Origin of the sequence: Streptomyces sp. NPDC093111 (assembly GCF_040683955.1) — a bacterium.
Taxonomy (GTDB): Bacteria; Actinomycetota; Actinomycetes; order Streptomycetales; family Streptomycetaceae; genus Streptomyces.
Window position 1 is genome coordinate 14165 of the sequence record NZ_JBFBNW010000013.1, and the last position, 19548, is coordinate 33712.

The window sequence follows — 19548 nt, forward strand, 5'->3', positions numbered from 1 at the left end:
TTCACCGCACACCTCGCCCATGAACGGAGTACGCGTGACCACGGCAGCCGCTTACGAGAACCAGGCGATCCTGACGTACCGGATCTCCTTCACGGCAGGCCCCGACCTCGTCGGAACCATCAAGCGCACGTCGGGCAGCACCGTGGTCGAGAGCACCTATTACCACGGGCTGCCCGAGCCGAAGGGCAGACTCGCGGGCGAGTACCGGCACGACAGTGATCCGGAGAAGCGGACCGTGAACATCCTGGCCAACGCGATCCTCGAGCGGCTCGGCTGCGACGACGAACGCTACTTGGCCGAGATCCTGGCACAGGTCACCGGGGGCAGTATCGACCTCTACTCCGACAAGGGCCCCTGCCACTCGTGCCGGGCGATCCTCAAACAGTTCCTGCAGGACTACCCGATGCTCGCCTCCTGCGTGGTGACCTACCGCAAGACGGACGGACGCGGTCGTCCCCTCCTGGCCCTCGAACCCGCGGGAGGGGATCTCCACGGCTCCTACGGCTACGAGGACGCGGTGGAGTTCAACGGCAACTGGCGCAAGGTGCTGCGCTGACGAGCGCCCCGCGCCGGCCGAGGACCACGACCTGATCGGCTTTGCGGCGAACGGGGCCGGTCTGGCCGGTCTGGCCCTTTCGACGTCCGGCCATCAGCGCGGGGCGTTCCAGCTTCTGATGGGCGCCCTGGACCGTCGAGCCGCGCTGGCGCGGGTGCCGGGGCCACGGGTGGCGCGGCTCAGCGTGCGCGCGGAACGGATCCTGCACCGCGCCGGGGACGGCCCCCTGCCCCTGGTCGGCCTCGCCCGGCTGTACACGGCCGGCGGGCGCGTCCGTGAAGGTCTGCGGTGCCTGATGGTGGGCGCCGATCGCGCGGCGGCAACCGGCGACTGCGCCACCGCCGCCCGCCTGTACACCGGACCGTCGTCGAGGGTCCGCGGGCCGGCGGACGGGGCCGCAGCGCCGCGAAACTGGCCCGTACGGCCCAACTGGCCCGGAGCGGCGCACAGGTGGTCGCCGTCGTGCGCACGGTCCTCGACGAGGACGACCCGCCGCCGCGCCTGCGCGGCGAGATGCGCCTGCACCTGAGCGTGCTCCTGCGCCACCAGACCGGAGGGCGCTCGACAGCCTCGAAGAGGTCGCGCGCGCCATTCCCGACCTGGAGGCGTCCGGCCCACAGACCGCCGCGCGCGCCAGGCGGCCGCCGCCATCCCCTCCGTCCAGGGCTGGCCCGTCGACCGGCACCGACACTGGCTGGACCGCGGCGAGACGCTCGCGCGGCACGTCACTGATCCGGTCGCCCGGGGCGCCATCACCGCCAACCGGGCCACCGCCCTGATGGTCGCGGGCGACCCGCGCGCCTGGCACGCCGCGGAGGCGCTGCTCGGGCCGGTCGAATCAGCGATGGCGGCCGCGCACCACGCCCGGGGATGGACCAAGGGCTGGACCAACCTGGCGCACGCGTCCAGCGCGCTCGGGTACGGCGCGCGGGCACGGGACTTCCTCGACCGGGCCGTCGCCGGGCTCGCCGACACCAACAGCCCGTATCTGAAAGGGCCTGCCCAGACGGCCGACCTGGTCCTCGCCTGGCACGGCGGCCACTGGGACGGCCTGCACGCGGCCGCCGACCACACCGCCCGGCTCTACCAGGAGATACCCGACCTGACCGCCGAGGCGACGCTGGTACGCGGACTGGTCTCGCTCCATGTGTGGCTTCGTCCTCACCTCGTCGGCCGCCGCCACCGCCCGCGTACATCTGGAGCATCTGGAGGCGGGGCGGCCCGGGCAGGCGTGCGAGGCCGTGGAGGACGTACTGTGCCGACTCGCCCGTACCCAGTGGTGCTGCCCGTGGCCGTGGAGGCACTTCTCGGCAGTGGCCGTACGGCGCGCGCCCGGCGACTCGTCGCCGACTTCGCGGCCGGGTCCGCGAACGTCGACGCGCCCGCCGCACGGACGGCCCTGACCATATGCACGGCGCTGCTCGCGCAGGCCGTGGACCGGCCGTGCGAGGCTGTCGGCCTGTTCAGGTGGCAGACGCTCGGCCGCCCCCTCGACGCCGCCCGCGCGGCGGAGGCCCGGGGACGCGGCCTGCTCGGCCTCCACCGTGAGGCCGAGGCCCGGGCCGTCCAGGATGTGGTCGGGGTGTACCAGGAGCTGGGCGCGCGCTGGGACGTCGCCCGCTGCCGACGGCTGCTGCGGCGCCACGCCATCGTCACCCCCCACCGCCGGGGCCGCCTCGGCTACGGCGACCGGTTGTCCCCGCGCGAGGAGGACGTGGCCCTGCTCGTCGTCCAACGCCGCGCCAACCGGGACATCGCCGAGAGCCTGGTCCTGTCCACCGCACCGTGGCGCACCACGTGGCACGCATCATGCTGAAGCAGAACGTCTCGTCGAGGGGCGACATCGCTCTGCCGGGGGGGGATGGAGGCGGTGCGGGGTTGGGCCGACGTGGACAGGGGCGGGCCGAGTGACCAGGGTCCTCCCGATTCGGCCTTGCTCAGCGGAGCATCCGTGAGCCGGCGCGAGAGGGCGTTTCCCGCCCTGCGCGCGGAGCGCCCCGGTCCAGGTTGCTCACCCTTTGATCGCGCTGCGGCCGAAACCGTGCCGGGAGCGGCTGGCCCGGACGATACTGGTAGGGGCAGCGTCTCACCGCCGTGCCGGCTCCATCGCCGGCAGAGGCCGGGCGCGGCTTCGTCGATGCCTTCGAGGGGAGCCGTTCATGACCATGGCGAAAGACCTGTTCATCATCGCGATGGACCCCGGGCAGGAGCCCGCCGTCGGGCAGGGAGACCTGTCCCTCGCGCTCGCGGGAGCCGAACTGATCGACCTCCTCGGCGCCGGGGCCGTCACCTTGGACGGCGACCGTGTCGTGCCCGGTGCGCCGTCGGCCTTCGACGACCGGCTCCTGGGCGAGGCGTCGGAGAGGCTCGCCCGACAGACACCGTACGAGCGTGTCGAAGACTGGCTGTGGCGCCGCGGAGAAGGTCTCGCGGCCGTCTACCAGGCCGCGTTGGAGAGCAACGGTGAGCTGATCCCGGCACGCAGCGGCCGCCTGTCGTTCGGTGCGCGCCGCATGGAACCGGTCGATACGCCGGCCCGCCGCGGGGCGGTCGACCGCTGGGAGCGGCAGGAACCCGTCCTGGCGGCCCTCGCCTCGGTCGTGGGCATCGGCGGCGACCCGTCCGACGACGCGCCGGGTCCCGACGACGAGGCGGTCACGGTCGTGGTCGCCGCCGCGCACGACGCGGTCATGGAGCTGGAGGCCGTACGCCAGCGGCGGACCATCGAGAACTCGGCCTTCGCCAACCTCTGGCGGGGGCCGTGAGAGAGGGCGTGGGCCGGGTCCGGTCCGGCTTGGACCGGCCGTGGCGACGAGATACGACGAGCTCGCCGTCCGCCATGGGATGAGCGTGCTCGTCGCAGTCCTTGGCAAGTGGCTGTGCCCAGCATGTTTCCAGCCCTCAGTCCAGCAGGTGCGTGAGGCACTCGAGGTCGTCGCCTACGGACTGCTGTTCCTCCGTGGCGAGGTGAACTGCGGTGGCCGCGGCGAGCGCGGAGGTCGCGGCTTCCTCGTCGCCGGGACTAGCGGCGACGTCAGCACGCCGCACGCAGCACACAGCACGCAGCACGCAGCACGAGAAGACGCAGCACTACACAGATACAGATGCGGGCCGCTCGTCCCGCAGCCGCAGCGCCCGGTCGACGACCTTCGCTGCGCGCGTCAGGTCCTCCTTGGAGTCGGCGAGGAGGGAAGCGCGGTGCAGGGCACGGGCGAAGGTCTCTACGGGGGGCGGGGCGGTGGTACTGGTTGTCGCTCGTCTGCCGCCCGACGCGGATACAGGGCCGGCCGCATCCGCGCCGTGGAGGGCGGCGCAGCCTTAGGGCGTGCGGCGCCTCTCCTCGCCGGTGACCTTCGACTCCCGGCGCCACGCCCACGTGGCCCCGGCGAGGGTGACCAGCACACCCAGCAGACCTATGCCGGCGGTCCAACCCACCCGTTCCAGGACTTCGATGATCAACCCCGCGAGGCCGTACCCACCGGGGTTCTCCCCCGGAGCCGGATCGTCACCGGCGGACAACAGCCCTGCCACCGCGCCGTGGATTACCTGACCCCCTGCCAGGACGGTCACCATGCTCTCCCCTCACCCTCTCCCGCGGGACCCCGACCGGACGGCAACCGCCTCACAGTCCGTCAGGCGGTCCCCCTTGGAGTACTCCGCACTGATCGTCACGTGTGCGTGCTGCGCGGACGACCGCGCACCATGCTTCCGTTCCCTCACTGGCCAACACGAGTGGGGTCGGCGAGAGGCGTAGCGGCACGGCAGCGGACGACGCGGGTCCGCACCACGCTACAGCGACGACGAAGCGGCAGGTCGGAGCCGGTCAGCGAAAGCTGTCACGCGCACTCGGATCTCCGCACACATGACGGACGGATGCGGGGTTGTCCGGGGCCTGCTCGAACTGAACGGTCGGACGGGCATGACGATGGGACAGGAAGACCTCCGTGCGTGGTGTGGAGCCTGGACGTCTCCACCACACCGGAGGTCTTCGCCATGATCAAAACCCGGCACCGTTGACCACGCTCGTGATCAATACGGCCGGCCCGGGGCCATCAGCCTGTCTCCGCGGTGTTCACCGTGGCCAGGCGCCGGTTGTACTGGATCACGTCGTACCTCTGGTCGCCGGTGACCACGGCCTCCGGGCGCGTGGGTGTGGCCGGGAAGAAGTCGTCGGCGCCGACCGAAGTGCGAGCGGCCACGTACGCCTGGCCCTGGGGGAACCCGTACATGTCGAACCGCGTTTGTGCCGATGCCGGCAGCCCCTGGGGGTACTCGCCCGTCCGAGGGTAGGCCGTCGTGTAGACCGAAACCTTCGCCCCGCTCGCGGGACGGACGATCCGCGCGTTCGGGGCGGGGCGGGTGTTCACCCCCGCCGGGTTGTGGATCCATCCCTTCTGCCCACCGAACCAGATGGCCGTCCAGTCCCCTCGCATGTCGGCGACCACGAACTCCTGCCCCCACACCACGGTGGACCCCCAGTCGTCGATGCGGTCGCTTCCCGCCGACCCGTCCGGGCGGAGGGCGAGGTCGGAGACGAGCGGAGCGTCGGCGCGGGGCTCCGTGTGCACGTAGAGAAGGTTCGACGGCTGTGTCGAGGACCGGCACGTCGGAGAACACACCGTCACCTTCTGCGCGTTCTTGCCGAACGTCGGGGCGATCATGACCGCCTGTCCGACGCCGACGTTCCTGCCCGTCGCGCCTCCCTCGGCCTCGCGCTCCTGACGCTGATCGGCGTCGAGGAGAGCCATGAACCTCTCCCAGTCCCAGTACGGGCCGGGGTCCCAGTGTGCGTCCGGCGCGCGGGCCGGCCTGGGCGGAAGGACGTTGTCGTGGCCGATGATGTGCCGGCGGTCCAGCGGCACGTCGAAGCGTCGTGCCAGATAGCCCACCAGCGCGGCAGTCGCCTTGTACTGGGCCGGAGTGAACCAGGTGGGCCCCTGGGCGGCGTACCCCTCCATCTCGATACCGATGCCGTGCAGGTTCATCCAGTAGTTCCCGGCATGGAAGGCGATGTCCTTGGTGGCGACCATCTGCGTCGCCGCACTGCCGTCGGCCTTCATCACGTAATGCGCGGAAACCCCGCTGACGGGGTCCTGGAACCAGCTGATGCCCCCGTCGTACGACCCTTCGAGGTCATGGATAACGATGAAGTCGACATCCATGCCGTTCGAGTCCCGTGTGGATACCTGGTAGTTCGAGGCGGCAGCGGGCGCGAACCGGCACTTCAGCTCGGCGGGGCACTCCGGCACCGCTGCAGCGGCCGACGTCCGCAGCCCCAGGGACGCGAGCTGCGACCTCGCCGGACGGGCGGACGGCGACTTCGTCAAGGAAACCCTCTGGCCGTCCTTGCGCACCTTCTGCTTGCCGGAGCGGATCACCGCGAACACGCCATCGGCGAACCGTTCCGCCGCGGCGGTGTCGGCGGCCTGGCTGTAGCGCGCCACAGCCCCGTACCAGCTGCCCGGGTCGGGTGACGTCTCATGGGTGACCTGACGTTGGTACGAGGCGAGCAGTGCGGCGCCGCCTCGAAGGTTCTGCAGCTCGTCCCGCTTGAGAGTCTGGGACGCGACGCCGATCATCGCGGCTGCGGCCTGCAACGTGTGCTCGGACGGGTCGTCGGTGCCTGTGGCGTCCACGGGCCCCTCGCCTGGGCGATGGGCGTACATTCTCCCGGACGTCGTGTCCGTCAGGTGCATGGGCCCATAGCCACCCTTGGTGCTGGGGCGGCCGTCGTTGGCCTCCCACCACGAGGACTCGTAGCTGACGCCGAGGAGTACTTCCTTCGGCACACCGAACTCTGCCGCCGCCTGCTCGGCCGCCCGCTCGAAGCCGCCGGGTGCGGCATCGGAGGGCTGGGCGTTCCCGGCGGTGGCACATCCCCAGATGAGGGCCACCGTCACTCCGGCAGCGCCGTACCTGCGGCGGCCGTGGCGCCCGTGTCTTCTGGTCACACCATGTCCATTTCGCTGTGGCGGTCGTGGTTCGGTCCAGGGCCCAATGCCGCGGACGTCACAGCGAAAGGGACGGAGGCCGTCTGGTCCCCCCGACACGCCCAACGCGCACGGCCCCGTCACCGCACCGGAGCAGCGATCCCAGGCCCAGGCCCAGGCCCAGGCACTGCCGCGCCCGTCGACACGGGAAGGACTCTCGCGGCCGTACCTGGGGGAGCTGAGACGGTCCGAGGCAGCATTCATCGGCGGGGTGGGCCCGTCACTGTGGAGGAACCGCCACACAGCAGCGGGTGCCCAGGCGGGCGACCCGCGGGCAGTGGTGCCAGACAGCGTTTCAGCAGCCATTCCGCGGTCAGGGGGCTCCGCAGCCGTTGTCGTCCCCTCGCGGCGGTTGTCCGCATGTTCAGCAGGGAGAAGGCCCACGCCAGGGGTGGGCGGATCAAGAGCGCGCTGGAGGGGTCGGCTGGTCGCGCCACGGGCGAGGAGCGGCTGACGGAGCCGGGGCGCGCAGAGGAGAAGGGCGGCTGCACCCTGGAGGCCCAGCGAAGAGGTCATGGGCATCTTCAATCGCTGACCGCACGCACGCGGTACAGCGTGGTCCCGTCCCGGGAGTCCCAGGGACGGGACCACGCTTCGGAAGAGACGTCACACCAACGGGGGAAGGGGGCCGCACATGGCGGCGAGCGGTGGCGGGGAGGGGGGCACGGCCGAGGAGGGCGGGACGGTCGTCGGGCGTGACATGGTGCTCGCCGTGGGACTCGCGGGATCGGTCGCCGACGGGGGCGGGAGACGGTGGCCAGTCCTGAGGGTTCGGGGGCGGGGTCGCGCGTCGGCCGAAGTGGTCCGTGGCAGTGAGATACCCGAGCCGGCGGGGGCGCCGGCTGTGGCGCCCGTCGTGGACGGGGATGCCTTGGATCACGCCGCCGCGGATCCGTACGAGTTCGAGCACACGGTGGCAGCGCTCTGTGCCCGCGGCGGCTGCGGATCCGTGAAGTGGACGGAGGTGCCGGCGATCTGGGCGCGGACGTACTGGCGACCACCTCCGACGGGCGGCGGCTCATGCTCCAGTGCAAGCGGTACGCGCCGGACCACCGCGTCGGTTCGCCGGACCCCCAGCGCTTCGGCGGCACCTGCTGGACCGTGCACGAGGCCGATGTCGCGGTCCTGGTGACAACCAGTCCGTTCACCGAACCCGCCCTCGACTACGCCGCCTCGTACGGAATCCTCTGCGTGGGCGGACCCGCTCTCGAGACGTGGACCGCGTCGGAGTCGCCGGCCCCCTGGGACGTTCTCCCGCCGGAACCCGAAAGTCGAGCAGAAGCGGAACCGGAGAGGAGCCGGAAGCAGCCGCCGGGTGACGTAGCGGAGGCGGAGGCGGGCGCAAATGGCGCGGTCGTCAGGAGCCCGTGGCGGTCAGTTCTCCCACCCAGTGCCCGGCTTCGAAGAGAGGTGTGTCGGCGCCGCGGAGTGGCCCGGTCGACAGCTTCCGTTTTCCCTTCTCCTCGCTCTCCCAGAACGTCAGAGCCGAGGTGCTCTTGGCGCAGCCCGATGGCTGCTTGCTGTCCGCGAGCTCCGCGGGCGCGGTGCGGAGCCGGGCCGACTCCTGGGAGAACACCTCCGCCTTGTACACGCACCTCTCCCCCATCACGCTGATGGACACGAGACGGATGTCGCGTTTCGTCGCCCCATCGCCCAACGTGACTTCGAAGCGGTAGGTGCCGTCCTCTCCCCGGCCGCCCCACGAGCCCCGGAAGTTCTCGGGCAGCGCACCCTTGGCGGGCGGTACCTTCTCGAACATCTGGGGCCTGTAGGAGGTGGTCCCGTCGTTTCGGTGGTCGTAGAAGCCCGGGTCGTCGGCCCACTCGAACGCGCCGTTCCATACGGCTACGAACGCCCCCGTACCGTCCGGGGCGGAGGAGCCGTAGTCATCGGTGTTGTCCTCGCAATGCTCCGCCTCGGACTTGGGGATCGTCCTCTTCAGCCGGCTCGTGCCGAGCGCGATCGCGTCGCTCTTGGACTGGGTGATGGTGCTTTCCCAGACGCACAGCCGCTCCTCGTTCAGCAGGGAGTACTCGGCGGTGCCCTTCGCGTCGACGAGCAGGCGCGCCAGCACCCCCTCGATGCGGAGGTCGTCCCTGTCCCTCAGGGCGATTGGCGCCTCCCAGCTTCCCTGCAACGCCTTCGGCGCACTCAGCGACGGTGACTCCCCCGTCCCGCCCTGCCACGGGCGCAGCGCGAGCAGGCCGCCGACGGTGACGAGCACGGCGACGGCTGCCGCCCCCGCCACGACGGCCGGGCGACGCCGCCGGTCCGGGGCCTGCGCCGGAACGTGCGAGCGGGCCGTTTCGTCGTATCCCGGCCCCACCGTGGGCGCGTACGCGAGCGCGTCCGACGGGGACGCGGCAGGTGCTTGCACCGGATGAGGCTCGGGGGGCGTTTGCACAGGCTGAGGTGTGGCGGGCGCTTGCGCGGGCCGGGGTGTGGCGGGCGCTTGCACGGGCTGAGGTGTGGCGGGCGCTTGCACGGGCTGAGGTGTGGGGGGCGCTTGCGCGGGCCGGGGTGCGGGCGCGGGCCGGGCAGGCGCGGGCGGAGTGGGGTCCTGGTCCGGCACGAGGGCCGTGTGCGGCCGCAGCGGGTCGAAGTCCAGCAACTGTGCCGCGTGTCGCCCCAGCCGACCGAGCAGCGCGCCTGGCAGCCATTCGTCGGTGCCTTCTGTGGCGGTGCGGGCGGCGACCTGCTCCGGTGTGGGGCGCTGTGCAGGGTCCTTCTGCAGGCATTCCCGTACGAGTCCGAGGAGCGCCTCGGGCACCCCGTCCAGGTCCGGCTCCTCCTCGGCGACCCGGAACAGCTGGGCGTGCAGCCCGTTGCCGGTCGCCCCGAAGGGCTGGCGCCCCGTGGCGGCGTAGGCGAGGACCGACCCCAGGCAGAAGACATCGGAGGCGGGAGTGACGTGGAGGCCGCGCACCTGCTCCGGCGACATGAAGCCAGGTGAGCCGATCACCATGCCCGTACGGGTCTGCAGGCTGTCCCCGCTGATGCTGTCCAGCGCCCGGGCGATCCCGAAGTCGATGACCCGAGGTCCGTCCACGGTGACCAGGACGTTCGACGGCTTGAGGTCGCGGTGGACGAGGCCCGCTTCGTGGATGGCCCGCAGGGCGAGCGCGAGCCGGTTCGCCAGGACCCGCACCGACGGCTCGGGCAACGGTCCGTGCTGCTCGGCCACGACGGCATGCAGATCGGGTCCGGGAACGTACTGGGTGGCGACCCAGGGCGTCTCCGCCTCCGTGTCCGCGTCGAGCACGGCCGCGGTCCAGGACCCGCCGACCCGCTTCGCGGCGGTGACCTCGCGCGCGAACCTCGCCCGGAATTCGGTGTGCTGGGCGAACTCGGCCTGCACGACCTTGACCGCGACAGTTCGCCCGCCTTCGGAGCGGGCGAGGTAGACCCGGCCCATTCCGCCGGCGCCTAAGCGGGCGATGAGGCGGTACGGGCCTATGCAGGGCGGGTCTTCGGCGGTCAACTGATCCACGAGGAAGGAGGGTAGCCCAACTACCCGACGGCGACGGGTCAGACGGCCTCTTTCCAGATCGGTCGGCCGTTGGTACGGGGTGTGTCGTGGAGTGACGTGCACGAACACGAACACGAACACGGACACGGACACGGTGAAGGCCTGCCGCTGAGATCGCCGAGATCGCTGAGAGTCCTATCGGCCTGGCGCTCGGTGCAGGGAGGGCTTCGGAGCCGGACGCCGTCCTGCGGCTCCGGGGCGGCGGTGACAGGTTGCTTCCGCCGCTGACCCGGAACTGCGGGACGGTGCATCGCGTCGCCCGAGGCTGGTCTCGTCATCGGTTCGCGGCGCGTACTCCCGCGGGCCGTTGTCGGCGCTCCCCGACCGACCGACGTCGACCTGACACGGCTGCCTGCCATCGGGACCTCGCGCCGTGAGGGGCCCTCAGGACGGGAACGTCCACTGCTGGGTCGGGATGTCGTGGCAGGTCCACTGCTGGGCGCGGGCGCCGTCGGTCACCAGGGAGTCCTCGATCTCCAGGCACTTGCCGCTGTTGCGGTTCTTGAGCCAGTAGCCCCACTTCCCCTTCACGAGGTCCCACCGCATGGTGGGCATGTCATGGCAGGTCCACTGCTGGGCCGGGGCGCCGTCGGCCGTCTGCGAATTCTCGATCTCCAGGCACTTGTCACTGTTGGCGTTGGTCAGCGGGCCCTGCCAGGCGGCGGCCTGGGCTTGCTGGATCCAGGTGGACAGGTCGTCGACTCGGGCGGAGAGCGCTCCGGTACGGGTCTCGGCCGACGGCGCGCCGAGACAGCCTCCCTGCCAGGAGCGCGAGTTGACGCCGATGATCTGTCCGTCGGTGTTCAGCAGCGGTCCTCCCGTGTCTCCTTTGCACAGCGCAGTCGTGCCCTTGCCGGTGATCTCCAGGCCCGTGGGGGTGCTCGCGGTGAGGGTGAACGCCCCGGCGTGGAGCTTGTCCGGCACCCACTCGGTCGTGGTGCGGCCGAACCCGGCCGCGGACAGATCGCTCTGCGCGGCCGGCAGGCCGGGCGCGCGGACCGCGGGCTGCAGGGTGGTGACGGGGGTGACGAGCCTGACCAGGGCGAGGTCACGGTCGTCCCGCGGGACGACCTCGAGGACGTCCACGGTCTTGCCGTCGCTGAGGGTGGCGGTGGTCTTCAAGGGCGGGGTGCCTGCCGGGACCAGTGCCCCGGGGCTGGTGGCGAAGCAGCTCGCGGCGGTCAAGATCCACAACGAATGAATGAATATGCCCGTACAGGCGCGGGAGTGCTCTTCGTCGCCGAGGTCGAGCCGGACGACGGCGGCGAGCTGCCCGACGGTCGCTTCGGGGCCGGTCACGGCCGCGGCGGGCGCCGCCGTCATGGCGAGGGGGAGCGAGGTCGCGGGCGATGGCGGTCCTCGCCGCGTCCGCCGCGCCCTTGGCGGCGTCACCTGCCTTGCGGGCCGCGCGGCCCGCGGTCGCCACGTCGTCCTGGGCGGCCCTGGCCTCGACGGCGGCTTGCTCGGCCGCCTCCTTGGCCTTGGCCGCGGCCTCCACGGCCCGGTCGGATGCCTCTTCGGCCTCCTTCGTCATCGCCTCGGCCCGCTGGCCCTCGCGCCGGACGACCCCGACGAGTTCCTGGATCTGGGTGGCCTCCTGGTCCCGGGCCCGGGCGATGTGCTGGCCCGTGTCCAGGAACCACTCGACGTCCGAGTCGGTACCCGAGAGGGCCCGCGACGCGTACTTCCGCACCTCGGGTCCGGCCTGCACCATCAGCTTGGATGCCTCGACCCGCATGTCCTCCAGGGCCGCGGAGTACTGCCCGTCGGTCAGGAAGGTCTCCATCGCCTCGAAGGTGCCCGTGGTGAGGGCGGTGCCACCCGCGCGGTTCACGGCCTTGCCCCCGGTGGCCATGATCGTCGAGGTGGCCACCCGCAGGTCTTCGAGCAGAGCGGTCCTGAACCCTCCCGCGAGGTAGGAGGCGATCTCCTGGTCGCCGCTGCCGAGCGCGGCGGTCGCCTCGCGACGTACGCCCTTCCCGCCTGCCGCGAGCGCGGATACGATCGCGACGCGGTTGTCCACGGCCCTCTCCGCGGGCAGACGTACGGCGAGGAAGTACTGCACGTCCGCGTCGGACCCGGCCAGCGCGCCTTCGGCTGCGGCCCGCACTCCCCTGCCGCCCGTCAGCCAGGCCCTGACGACCTTGGCGCGCTCGGTGGCGGGCAGAGCCGGCTCGTCGCTCCCGCCGCCTTCGGGCGGGGTGTCGGCCGCCCAGGCGGACACGGGGCTGAGGACGAGGCTGGACGTGGCGGCCACGGCTGTCGTGGCCGCGATGGCGCCCATGACACGCCTTCTACTCCAATAGACGTTGTCCACCAGGTAGCTCCTTCATGGTCGGTGTCCGGCCGCCGACCGGCACGCGCGAACGTGGTGCCGGACGGCGGGTCGTCGCGGTCGGGGCCGTTCCCGAGTACGGGGAGAGCCGTCGGCCACCGTTGTGACCGGTCGGGTTGTCCGCAATCGACGGCCGGGAACTCCGCTGGTCAGCGCCCGTGCGAACGGCGGACAACCGCCGTGGCGCCGGTCGTGGCGTCGGATGCGGACAAGGGCGCGGACAACCGGGGCGGCGGCGTGGAGGGCCGGGGCTGGGGGGACAGCCGGTACGGCGAGCCGACACGGCCGTGCCGGAGGAGCGCGGGGCCGAGGGATGTCGGCGCCCGCTCGGGAACGCGTCCGATACCGGCTCGGGAATGCCCGGTTCACGGCTTGTAGCGGTCGTACGCCCGGTGGTTAGGTCCTGCCCGGCGCGCACATCTGTGGCCACTGTTCCTGATGTGTCCGTACGTGGCGCCTGGGCATGCGCAGGTTCAGCCCTGCCGCACGACGTGAGCGACGTCGACACCGGTGGAGACGCGGAGGTAGCAGTGGCGAGAGCGGGCAGACCGCAAGGTGCCTTGAAGGGGTCGACGCGCGCGGCGAACGAACTCGCCGGGTTCGTCCGGAATCTGACCGGTCCGCTGACCGTACGGGAACTCTCCGCTCGCTACGGCGGCGGGCGGACCCTGTGGAGCGAGTACCGGTCCGGCGCGAAGGTCATTCCCCTGGGCGTCCTCCGCTCCGTGCTGCGCGACCGGATACGCGACGCGCGCGCCTACGACCAGCTGCTCGACCGCGCGCGTCGGCTTCACGACGCGGCGCTGGTGGCGGCGGTGCGCGCGGCGCCGGCGCTCGGGCTGGGAGACGCCTTACAGCGCGCCGAGGCCGACCTGGACGACGCGGGCCGCGTCGTGCAGAGCCTGCTGGCGCTCGTCGCCATGCTGATGCCCCACGCGGCCGACCCGGAGCACTGCCTCGAATCCGCGTTGCTCGGCGAGGCCCTGGACCAGCTGGACGCGGCTCTCGCGGTACGGGCCGGCGCCGCGCGGGTCCGGGCGGAGGGGGCAGGCGCCCGGCGGGGGCGGTTCGCCGGTGCGATCGATAGCGGCGAGGCGGAGGAGGGCACCGCGGGGCGGGGCGGCGGCGCGGGAGGCACGGAGCCGGCCGAGGACACGCCAGGGGTCGGTGAGATCGCACTCGCCGGGCCCGCGCTGGCCCTTGCGCTGGCTCGGGTCGGGTCGGCCGTCGAGGAACGGCGCACCGAACTCGTCCGGCTGTGGGGCGACGTACGGGAGACGTGTCCGCCACGGTCGCCGGCGGTCGCGCCGACCGTCGAACTGCACCGTCTCGACCGTTCGTTGGCCGTACGGCGGTGGCGAGGCACGTACCGTGGCCGGGACCTCGTCCGGCGCGGTGCCCCGCCCCCGGCCCGCGGAATGATGCCCGGCTTCCTGGGCGTCCTGAGCGTGCTGGTCGTCGCCGCGCTGCTCACCGTGGTCACCGTCTCCGGCCGCCACGCCGGGGCGCCGGCCGGAGGCACCGCGCTCCTCGTCGATCCCCTCCCCCGCATCCGGTCCGGGCCCCCTCTCCTCGGCCCGACCGCTTCGGCCGCTCCCCTGCCGTCCGTACCGCCGACTCCGGCCGGCGACGCCACGCCGTCGAGCCCCGGGCAGGTCCCGCAGTCGCCCCCGCCGAATCGCGAGGGCGCCGGCACCCTTCCGGCGCCCTCGCCGTCCGGGTCAGGGTCCCGTACGCCTCCGAGCGTGTCGCCGGAACCGTCCTCCCGCCCGGCGCCGGGCGAGCCGCCTCCGTTGCCCGACAGCTGGTTCCGGCTGACGAACAGCGCCAGCCGGATGTGTCTGACCGTGCCGGGAGCCGACCCCACTCCGGCGACCGGGCTCGTGCAGAACGGCTGCGGCGCGGGCACCGAACAGTTCTGGCAGCTCAACCCCGAGGCGGACGGCACCTATTCGATCCGCAACGTGAGCACCGGCCTGTGCATGTCCGTCGACGCCGCCCGGACGGAACCCGACGCCATCGTCACCCAGTTCCACTGCGGCGACGACTCCACGGCCCTCTTCCCCGACCAGTACTGGACCTTGCGCTACCACTCGGGGAACCAGGCTTGGCAGGTGGTCAACCGCAACAGCGGCAAGTGCGCGTCGGTACCGGTGAGGGGCGGCAACATGGAGCAAGTGCTGCAGAGCGACTGCGCCGTGACACCGGAGCAGTTCTGGCGCACCTGACCGCGCGCGCCTCGCCTCGGGTCGCGGAGGGCGTTCCTCCCTCCCCAGCCGAATGGGCCCGCCACGGCGTCGACCCACGGAGTTGTCGAAGGCGCTTTCCGCGTCAGCCGTTGCTGCCCGGTGTGGTTGGCGAGGGCGGTGTGCCGGACGACGTCCACACCGCGCACGTGCCGCCCCGCTCGTCAGCCCGCCGGGACAGGACGGGACGGTCGCCAGCACGGCCGGCTCCACCGCGATCTCCTCGTCCGTCGGCCGGTACGGCATCACGTCGGGGTGCGGCACCGACTCGTTGTCCAGCACTCCGGCTTCGGTCAGCACGGGGCCCTTGCGGATCTCGTGGCCGAACCCGCCGGAGATGAAGACCGAGGCCCGCTCCCCCTCCGATTGTCACCGCTGTGCAACAGCCTGGGGCGGGGCGCTCGACGCGCACAACCATCCGCGTGCCCAGCCGTCATCTACGTCGGGTAGGCCATCGGCGTACTCGTTCAGCACTCAGGGGGAATCACATGGCTCACCACATATCCCTGCGCGCCCGCGTCCTTCCGGTCGTGGCCGCCGCCGGGATCCTCGTACCCGTCGTCGCGGGCGCTGCGCCCGCCTCCGCCGCCACCGCGCCGCAGGTCAGCTGTACGTCGGGCAAGGCCGGGCTCGCCACGAAGCTGCAGCGGGACATCACCGCCGCGCTCGCCGGGCGCGCCGGCACCGTCGCCGTCAACGTGCGGGACCGCGTCACCAACACCAGCTGCACCCTGCGTGCCACCACCTCGTACGACTCTGCGAGCGTCGTCAAGGTGACCGTCCTCGCGACGCTCCTGTGGGACGCCAAGAAGCACAACCGGTACCTGACCACCCGCGAGTCCCAGCTCGCGACCGCCATGATCACCAAGTCCGACAACGCGGCCACCACCACTCTGTGGAACCAGCTCGGCGTCACGAAGGTCAAGGGGTTCCTGGCTGCTGCCGGCATGACCACGACGGTGCCGGGGTCCGGCGGCTACTGGGGACTCACCCGGATCAACGTCACCGACGAGCAGAAGCTGCTCTGGCTGCTCACCACCAAGAACACCGTCCTGACCGACAACGCCCGCGCGTACGTCCTCAAGCTCATGGCGAACGTCATCCCCTCCCAGAAGTGGGGAACCCCCGCCGGCGCGCCCTCCTCGGTGACCAAGCACGTCAAGAACGGCTGGCTGCAGCGCTCCACCCGCGGCTGGCGCGTCCACAGCATCGGCGCGTTCCGGGGCGGCGGCCACGACTACTCGATCTCGGTGCTCACCGACGGCAACAGCACGATGAACTACGGCGTGCAGACGATCCAGGCCGTGTCCAAGGTGATCCACCAGGACCTGACCCCGAGCGCGGCCGCGTCGTCCCGCTACACGCCCACCACGTCGCCGCGCGAGGCGTACGTCGCGGTGCCCCGGGGCTGACGCCCCCTCCGGGGAGCCGCCGCACCGCGGGCCTCCCCTCGTGCACCGGCGCACGCACCCTGTTCCGCCGGCCTCGTAAGGGCCGACGGAACAGGGCCGGCGGGACGGCGTCAGCTGTCGGAGCAGAAGGCTGCGTGGACGGTCAGACGCGGCGGACCGTCCTGCGTCTCCAGGACGTCGTCGACGGTCAGCCCGCCCTCCAGGCGGAGACGTTCCTTGACCGGACCTCGTACGGGAAGGGCGAGGTCCGTCAGCCGCGCGCCCGCACGGTCAACGCCCGCAGCAGGCAGCCGAATCCCGTCACCGTCAGCACCCCTCGGACGTCGTTCCAGGTGACCCACGGCCCCTCGAAGGCCGCGCGGGCCCGCGCCGGGTCGACGGTGGCCGCGAGGGCGTCGTTGAGCGGGACGTTCGCGGCCGAGGTGACGGCGAACACCCCCACGTACAGGACCAGCGCGGCCACCGTCCAGCCGCGCGCCCGGCCATCGGCCCGAAGCTGCCAGGCGGCCACCGCCGTGAGCAGCAGCGCACCGAAGAACGGGGTGAAGAACACGGGGTTCTGGATGACGTCGTTGATGTTCCGCATCACCTCGACGTAGGTGCGGTCGTCGCTTCGCGCGAGCGCCGGCATCACCGAGCACGCGTACGCGAACCACACCCCTGCTGTCAGGCCCGTCGCCATCGTCGCCGCGCCCAGGACCGCTCCGGCGGCGCTCTTCGTGGCCGGGATCGTCTGCTTCGTCTGCGTCATGTGCCCATTCAAGGGCGGCTGTCGGGCCCGGAACATAGCCACGCGTCGCACCCGCATACGCGGGCGTCCACGGCGACACTGCCGGCCGTCCGGGTCGGTCCTCCGATGCGAGGGCGCTTGGTGGGACTTCTTCTCGGGCGTCGCCATTCAACCGGCGAATTCGGCGGCGAGCCCTGCAGGGCGCCAACCGGCGAGTCGTGCTCGATCCGAGCCCTTTGGTACGGCTCGGCGGCGAAGGCCGGGAGCAGCGCCCGCTTGGATCCGAAGCGCTGAGACAACGTCGCGGCAGAGACGCCCGCCTCCGCTTCGACCTGCGCGACCGCACCATGTGAGTGAACGGCTCTTCACTGATCAAGGTCGGAGGTCGGTGTCCTGCCGACCGCCGTCGACGTTCCGCCGACGGGGTCACGGTCGTGGGCTTCAGGGCTCGGACCTGCCAGGATGAGCAAGGTCGGTCCACTCCTCGTGCCGTGGAGGTCATGTGCGTGCAGGCGTCGTCGTCGCCGCTCACCCTGGTGTGGAGGACCTCGCCGTACGGGCGGAGGAGCTGGGCCTGCACAGCTTCTGGGTCTACGACACCCCGATGGTCCACGGTGACCCCTTCGTCACCTTGAGTCTGTGTGCGAAGGCCACGCGCCGCATCCGGCTCGGCATCGGCGCCACGTCACCGGCATTGCGCTCCGCACCGGCCTCCGCCAGTGGGTTCGCCAGCCTCAACGCTCTGGCACCGGGCCGGATCATCTGCGGGGTGGGCACCGGGAACACCGCTCGGCGCACCCTGGGCATGCGGCCTTTCACCGCGGCCGCTCTGGAGGATTTCGTCGCCTCCCTCCAGGACCTGTGCGCCGGGCGCTCGACCGAGTACCGCGAGGGCGACCAGGTCCGCGACGTCCGGTTCCTGCACTCCGGGGCGCACGTGAACACCACCGATCCGATCGAGTTCGTCGTGGCCGCGCTCGGGCCCAAAGCCGCCGCCGTCGCCGGCCGCCGCAGCGCCGGACTCGTCTCGTTCGGCCTGCTCGACCCCACGGCCTGGCGCGCGCTGCACGCCGCCCGACGTGACGCCGCCCCTGCCTCGGCGCCCGGCCACTCCCGCTCGTACGTGATCACGGCCCTGCACGTCCTGCGGGACGACGAGGAACACGACAGCGACGCGGCCCGGGAGGCGACGGGGCATCTCGTCCTGTCCCTGCTGGACTTCGCCGCCGACACACCCGCCTTCGCCACGCGCCTCGGCCACGCCGAACAGGAGGCGGTCCGACTGCTCCTGGAACGGCGCGGCACCTCCGCCACCGCGCCGGACCGGCACACCAGGCTCTACCCCGGCTACCTCGGGCGCATCGCACCGCAGGACCGGGACCTGGTCCTGCCCGGGCTGATGGAGCGCGTGGCGCTCGTCGGCACCCGTGACGACCTCCGTACCCGCATCGCCGCGCTCGAACAGGCCGGCGTCGACGAGCTCATCGTCCAGCCGGTGATCGACCCACCCGCCGAGATGGCCCGATTCGCCGAACTCCTCGACTGGATGGAAAGTTCGTCGGCGCCGGATTCCCGTACGGCTTCTGCGCGTTGGGCGCAGCCGGAGAGGAACGAGAGCAGCCAGCCGTAAGGGGCACGTGATAGGAGGCGGACCGGGCATGCCCGGGGCCGCGTGTCAGGCGGTGCCGGCCAGGGTCTCGGCGAGGTTGTCCAGGACGCGGGGCCAGCCGTGGCCCATGCCGGCGAGCGCCTGTCGTCCCATCGGGGAGTCGAGGTCGAAGCCCGTGTGGTTCAGGACGAGGCGGGTGCCCCCACCCTCGGGGTGCAGGATCCACGTGATGGTGGTGTCGAGAGTGCCCTCGGCGAACCTGTAGGCCAACAGGCGCTCTTCGTCCACCTCGATGACCTCGCAGGACTGGTGGCCGAAGTTGTTCCCCATGTCGAGGGTGAAGCGGTGTCCGACGACGGGCTTGACGTCGCCGGCGGCCCACCAGCGGGCGTGCAGCTCGGGGTCGGTCAGGGCCTTCCACACCGTCGCCGGGGGGTGCGGCAGGAACTTCTCGCACGTGATCGTGTTGCCCGTGTCGCCCGTGGCGCTGTTGCCGCCGGCACCGCTCGTGCCGTTCTCGGTCGTCATGATCCGTTTTCCTCGTCCAGGAGCTCGGACAGCGCGTCGAGGCGCTGCTTCCAGTAGTGCTCGAACGGATGCAGCCACTCGCTCACCTCGGCCAGCCGGGCCGGTTCGAGGTGGTAGAAGCGGTGCCGGCCGCGCGGCTCCTCGCGTACGAGGCCGGCGGTACGGAGCACCGCCAGGTGCTCGGAGACGGCGGGCCGGCCGAGTTCGAACATCCCGGCCAGTTCGCCCGTCGAGCGGGGGCCGTCCCGCAGGCTTTCAAGCAGTCTGCGGCGTACCGGATTGGCCAGCACGCCGAACACATCCGTGGGCATGACCTCAGTATGCGTCGGAAAACTCCGACGCGTCAGATATTTCCGACGCGTTTGCGTGTCATACGTGAGCCGGGGGGTTGCGCAAGTGGTGGAGATCGCGGTGGCTACGGCGCGGGTGTGAAGGCGCTCCGGTCACGGAGCGAGCGGACATCAGCCCCTCGGGTTCGCCGCGCCGGGGCGCATCGGGCCTACGGCCCCCACCACTTCGGTGACAGGGGGTCGACCGGCGCGGATGTCGGCTGGTCAGGGTGCAGACCTTGCCGTCTGAGGGCTTCGGCTCGGAGGCGCATGGCGAATGTACC

At 71.8% G+C, this 19548-nt stretch carries 14 protein-coding genes and 3 pseudogenes; 7 read left to right on the forward strand and 10 right to left on the reverse strand.

Going from position 1 to position 19548, the window contains the following annotated elements; genetic code table 11:
- The first annotated feature begins 34 nt into the window (after positions 1-34).
- From AB0Q96_RS23115 to AB0Q96_RS23125, 3 genes are all read left to right on the forward strand, one after another.
- Entirely contained in the window at positions 35-556 is a 522-nt protein-coding gene (locus AB0Q96_RS23115) for a deaminase domain-containing protein (RefSeq protein WP_365328357.1), read from the forward strand.
- Between the two features lie 778 nt (positions 557-1334).
- Complete coding sequence (locus AB0Q96_RS23120; RefSeq protein ID WP_365328359.1) at positions 1335-2372, forward strand: hypothetical protein; 1038 nt, start codon at positions 1335-1337, stop codon at positions 2370-2372.
- Positions 2373-2715: 343 nt separating this feature from the next.
- The gene (locus AB0Q96_RS23125) at positions 2716-3321 is read left to right on the forward strand and encodes a GPP34 family phosphoprotein (RefSeq protein WP_365328361.1); all 606 of its coding nucleotides are present in this window, start codon (positions 2716-2718) and stop codon (positions 3319-3321) included.
- A 136-nt stretch (positions 3322-3457) separates the two neighbouring features.
- Here the strand turns inward: AB0Q96_RS23125 and AB0Q96_RS23130 are convergent, their stop codons facing one another.
- From AB0Q96_RS23130 to AB0Q96_RS23140, 3 genes are all read right to left on the reverse strand, one after another.
- On the reverse strand, positions 3458-3604 hold the full coding sequence (locus tag AB0Q96_RS23130) for a hypothetical protein (RefSeq protein WP_365328363.1): 147 nt from the start codon (positions 3602-3604) through the stop codon (positions 3458-3460).
- 270 nt (positions 3605-3874) lie between these two features.
- The gene (locus AB0Q96_RS23135; RefSeq protein WP_365328364.1) at positions 3875-4129 is read right to left on the reverse strand and encodes a hypothetical protein; all 255 of its coding nucleotides are present in this window, start codon (positions 4127-4129) and stop codon (positions 3875-3877) included.
- A 479-nt stretch (positions 4130-4608) separates the two neighbouring features.
- Positions 4609-6252 (reverse strand): peptidoglycan recognition family protein, encoded by a 1644-nt coding sequence (locus tag AB0Q96_RS23140; RefSeq protein WP_365328366.1) that lies wholly within the window; start codon positions 6250-6252, stop codon positions 4609-4611.
- 1168 nt (positions 6253-7420) lie between these two features.
- On the opposite strand from AB0Q96_RS23140, the pseudogene AB0Q96_RS23145 reads away from it, so the two are divergent.
- Positions 7421-7755: pseudogene (locus AB0Q96_RS23145) on the forward strand (restriction endonuclease); the annotation flags it as partial.
- 148 nt (positions 7756-7903) lie between these two features.
- On the opposite strand, the gene AB0Q96_RS23150 reads toward AB0Q96_RS23145, so the two are convergent.
- From AB0Q96_RS23150 to AB0Q96_RS23160, 3 genes and pseudogenes are all read right to left on the reverse strand, one after another.
- On the reverse strand, positions 7904-10036 hold the full coding sequence (locus tag AB0Q96_RS23150; protein WP_365328368.1) for a protein kinase: 2133 nt from the start codon (positions 10034-10036) through the stop codon (positions 7904-7906).
- Between the two features lie 423 nt (positions 10037-10459).
- Positions 10460-11398 (reverse strand): RICIN domain-containing protein, encoded by a 939-nt coding sequence (locus AB0Q96_RS23155; RefSeq protein WP_365328370.1) that lies wholly within the window; start codon positions 11396-11398, stop codon positions 10460-10462.
- Between the two features lie 301 nt (positions 11399-11699).
- A pseudogene (locus tag AB0Q96_RS23160) lies at positions 11700-12359 on the reverse strand (ALF repeat-containing protein); the annotation flags it as partial.
- A gap of 611 nt (positions 12360-12970) precedes the next feature.
- On the opposite strand from AB0Q96_RS23160, the gene AB0Q96_RS23165 reads away from it, so the two are divergent.
- Positions 12971-14638, forward strand: coding sequence for an RICIN domain-containing protein (locus tag AB0Q96_RS23165; protein WP_365328372.1), 1668 nt, complete (start codon positions 12971-12973; stop codon positions 14636-14638).
- A 506-nt stretch (positions 14639-15144) separates the two neighbouring features.
- Positions 15145-16068, forward strand: coding sequence for a serine hydrolase (locus AB0Q96_RS23170; RefSeq protein ID WP_365328374.1), 924 nt, complete (start codon positions 15145-15147; stop codon positions 16066-16068).
- 250 nt (positions 16069-16318) lie between these two features.
- Here the strand turns inward: AB0Q96_RS23170 and AB0Q96_RS23175 are convergent, their stop codons facing one another.
- Together AB0Q96_RS23175 and AB0Q96_RS23180 are read right to left on the reverse strand one after the other, a co-directional pair.
- Positions 16319-16819, reverse strand: coding sequence for an anthrone oxygenase family protein (locus AB0Q96_RS23175; RefSeq protein ID WP_365328376.1), 501 nt, complete (start codon positions 16817-16819; stop codon positions 16319-16321).
- A gap of 8 nt (positions 16820-16827) precedes the next feature.
- Positions 16828-17127, reverse strand: a pseudogene (locus AB0Q96_RS23180) (hypothetical protein); the annotation flags it as partial.
- Between the two features lie 173 nt (positions 17128-17300).
- Here AB0Q96_RS23180 and AB0Q96_RS23185 point away from each other — a divergent pair.
- A complete protein-coding gene (locus AB0Q96_RS23185; RefSeq protein WP_365328378.1) occupies positions 17301-18428 on the forward strand; it encodes an LLM class flavin-dependent oxidoreductase in 1128 nt (375 codons plus the stop codon).
- A 45-nt stretch (positions 18429-18473) separates the two neighbouring features.
- Here AB0Q96_RS23185 and AB0Q96_RS23190 read toward each other — a convergent pair whose 3' ends face one another.
- Positions 18474-18935, reverse strand: coding sequence for an SRPBCC domain-containing protein (locus tag AB0Q96_RS23190; RefSeq protein WP_365328380.1), 462 nt, complete (start codon positions 18933-18935; stop codon positions 18474-18476).
- Positions 18932-19246 carry a metalloregulator ArsR/SmtB family transcription factor gene (locus AB0Q96_RS23195; RefSeq protein WP_365328382.1) on the reverse strand — a complete coding sequence of 105 codons (315 nt, stop codon included), beginning with the start codon at positions 19244-19246 and terminating at the stop codon, positions 18932-18934. The genes AB0Q96_RS23190 and AB0Q96_RS23195 overlap by 4 nt, the downstream gene beginning before the upstream one ends.
- Between the last annotated feature and the right edge of the window lie 302 nt (positions 19247-19548).

What these genes read in the sequence shown, in the direction of transcription:
- AB0Q96_RS23175 (WP_365328376.1), bottom strand. Translation starts at nt 16,819, where the DNA reads ATGACGCAGACGAAGCAGACGATCCCGGCCACGAAGAGCGCCGCCGGA.
- AB0Q96_RS23155 (WP_365328370.1), bottom strand. Translation starts at nt 11,398, where the DNA reads ATGACGGCGGCGCCCGCCGCGGCCGTGACCGGCCCCGAAGCGACCGTC.
- AB0Q96_RS23190 (WP_365328380.1), bottom strand. Translation starts at nt 18,935, where the DNA reads ATGACGACCGAGAACGGCACGAGCGGTGCCGGCGGCAACAGCGCCACG.
- AB0Q96_RS23140 (WP_365328366.1), bottom strand. Translation starts at nt 6,252, where the DNA reads ATGCACCTGACGGACACGACGTCCGGGAGAATGTACGCCCATCGCCCA.
- AB0Q96_RS23195 (WP_365328382.1), bottom strand. Translation starts at nt 19,246, where the DNA reads ATGCCCACGGATGTGTTCGGCGTGCTGGCCAATCCGGTACGCCGCAGA.
- AB0Q96_RS23125 (WP_365328361.1), top strand. Translation starts at nt 2,716, where the DNA reads ATGACCATGGCGAAAGACCTGTTCATCATCGCGATGGACCCCGGGCAG.
- AB0Q96_RS23120 (WP_365328359.1), top strand. Translation starts at nt 1,335, where the DNA reads ATGGTCGCGGGCGACCCGCGCGCCTGGCACGCCGCGGAGGCGCTGCTC.
- AB0Q96_RS23170 (WP_365328374.1), top strand. Translation starts at nt 15,145, where the DNA reads ATGGCTCACCACATATCCCTGCGCGCCCGCGTCCTTCCGGTCGTGGCC.
- AB0Q96_RS23135 (WP_365328364.1), bottom strand. Translation starts at nt 4,129, where the DNA reads ATGGTGACCGTCCTGGCAGGGGGTCAGGTAATCCACGGCGCGGTGGCA.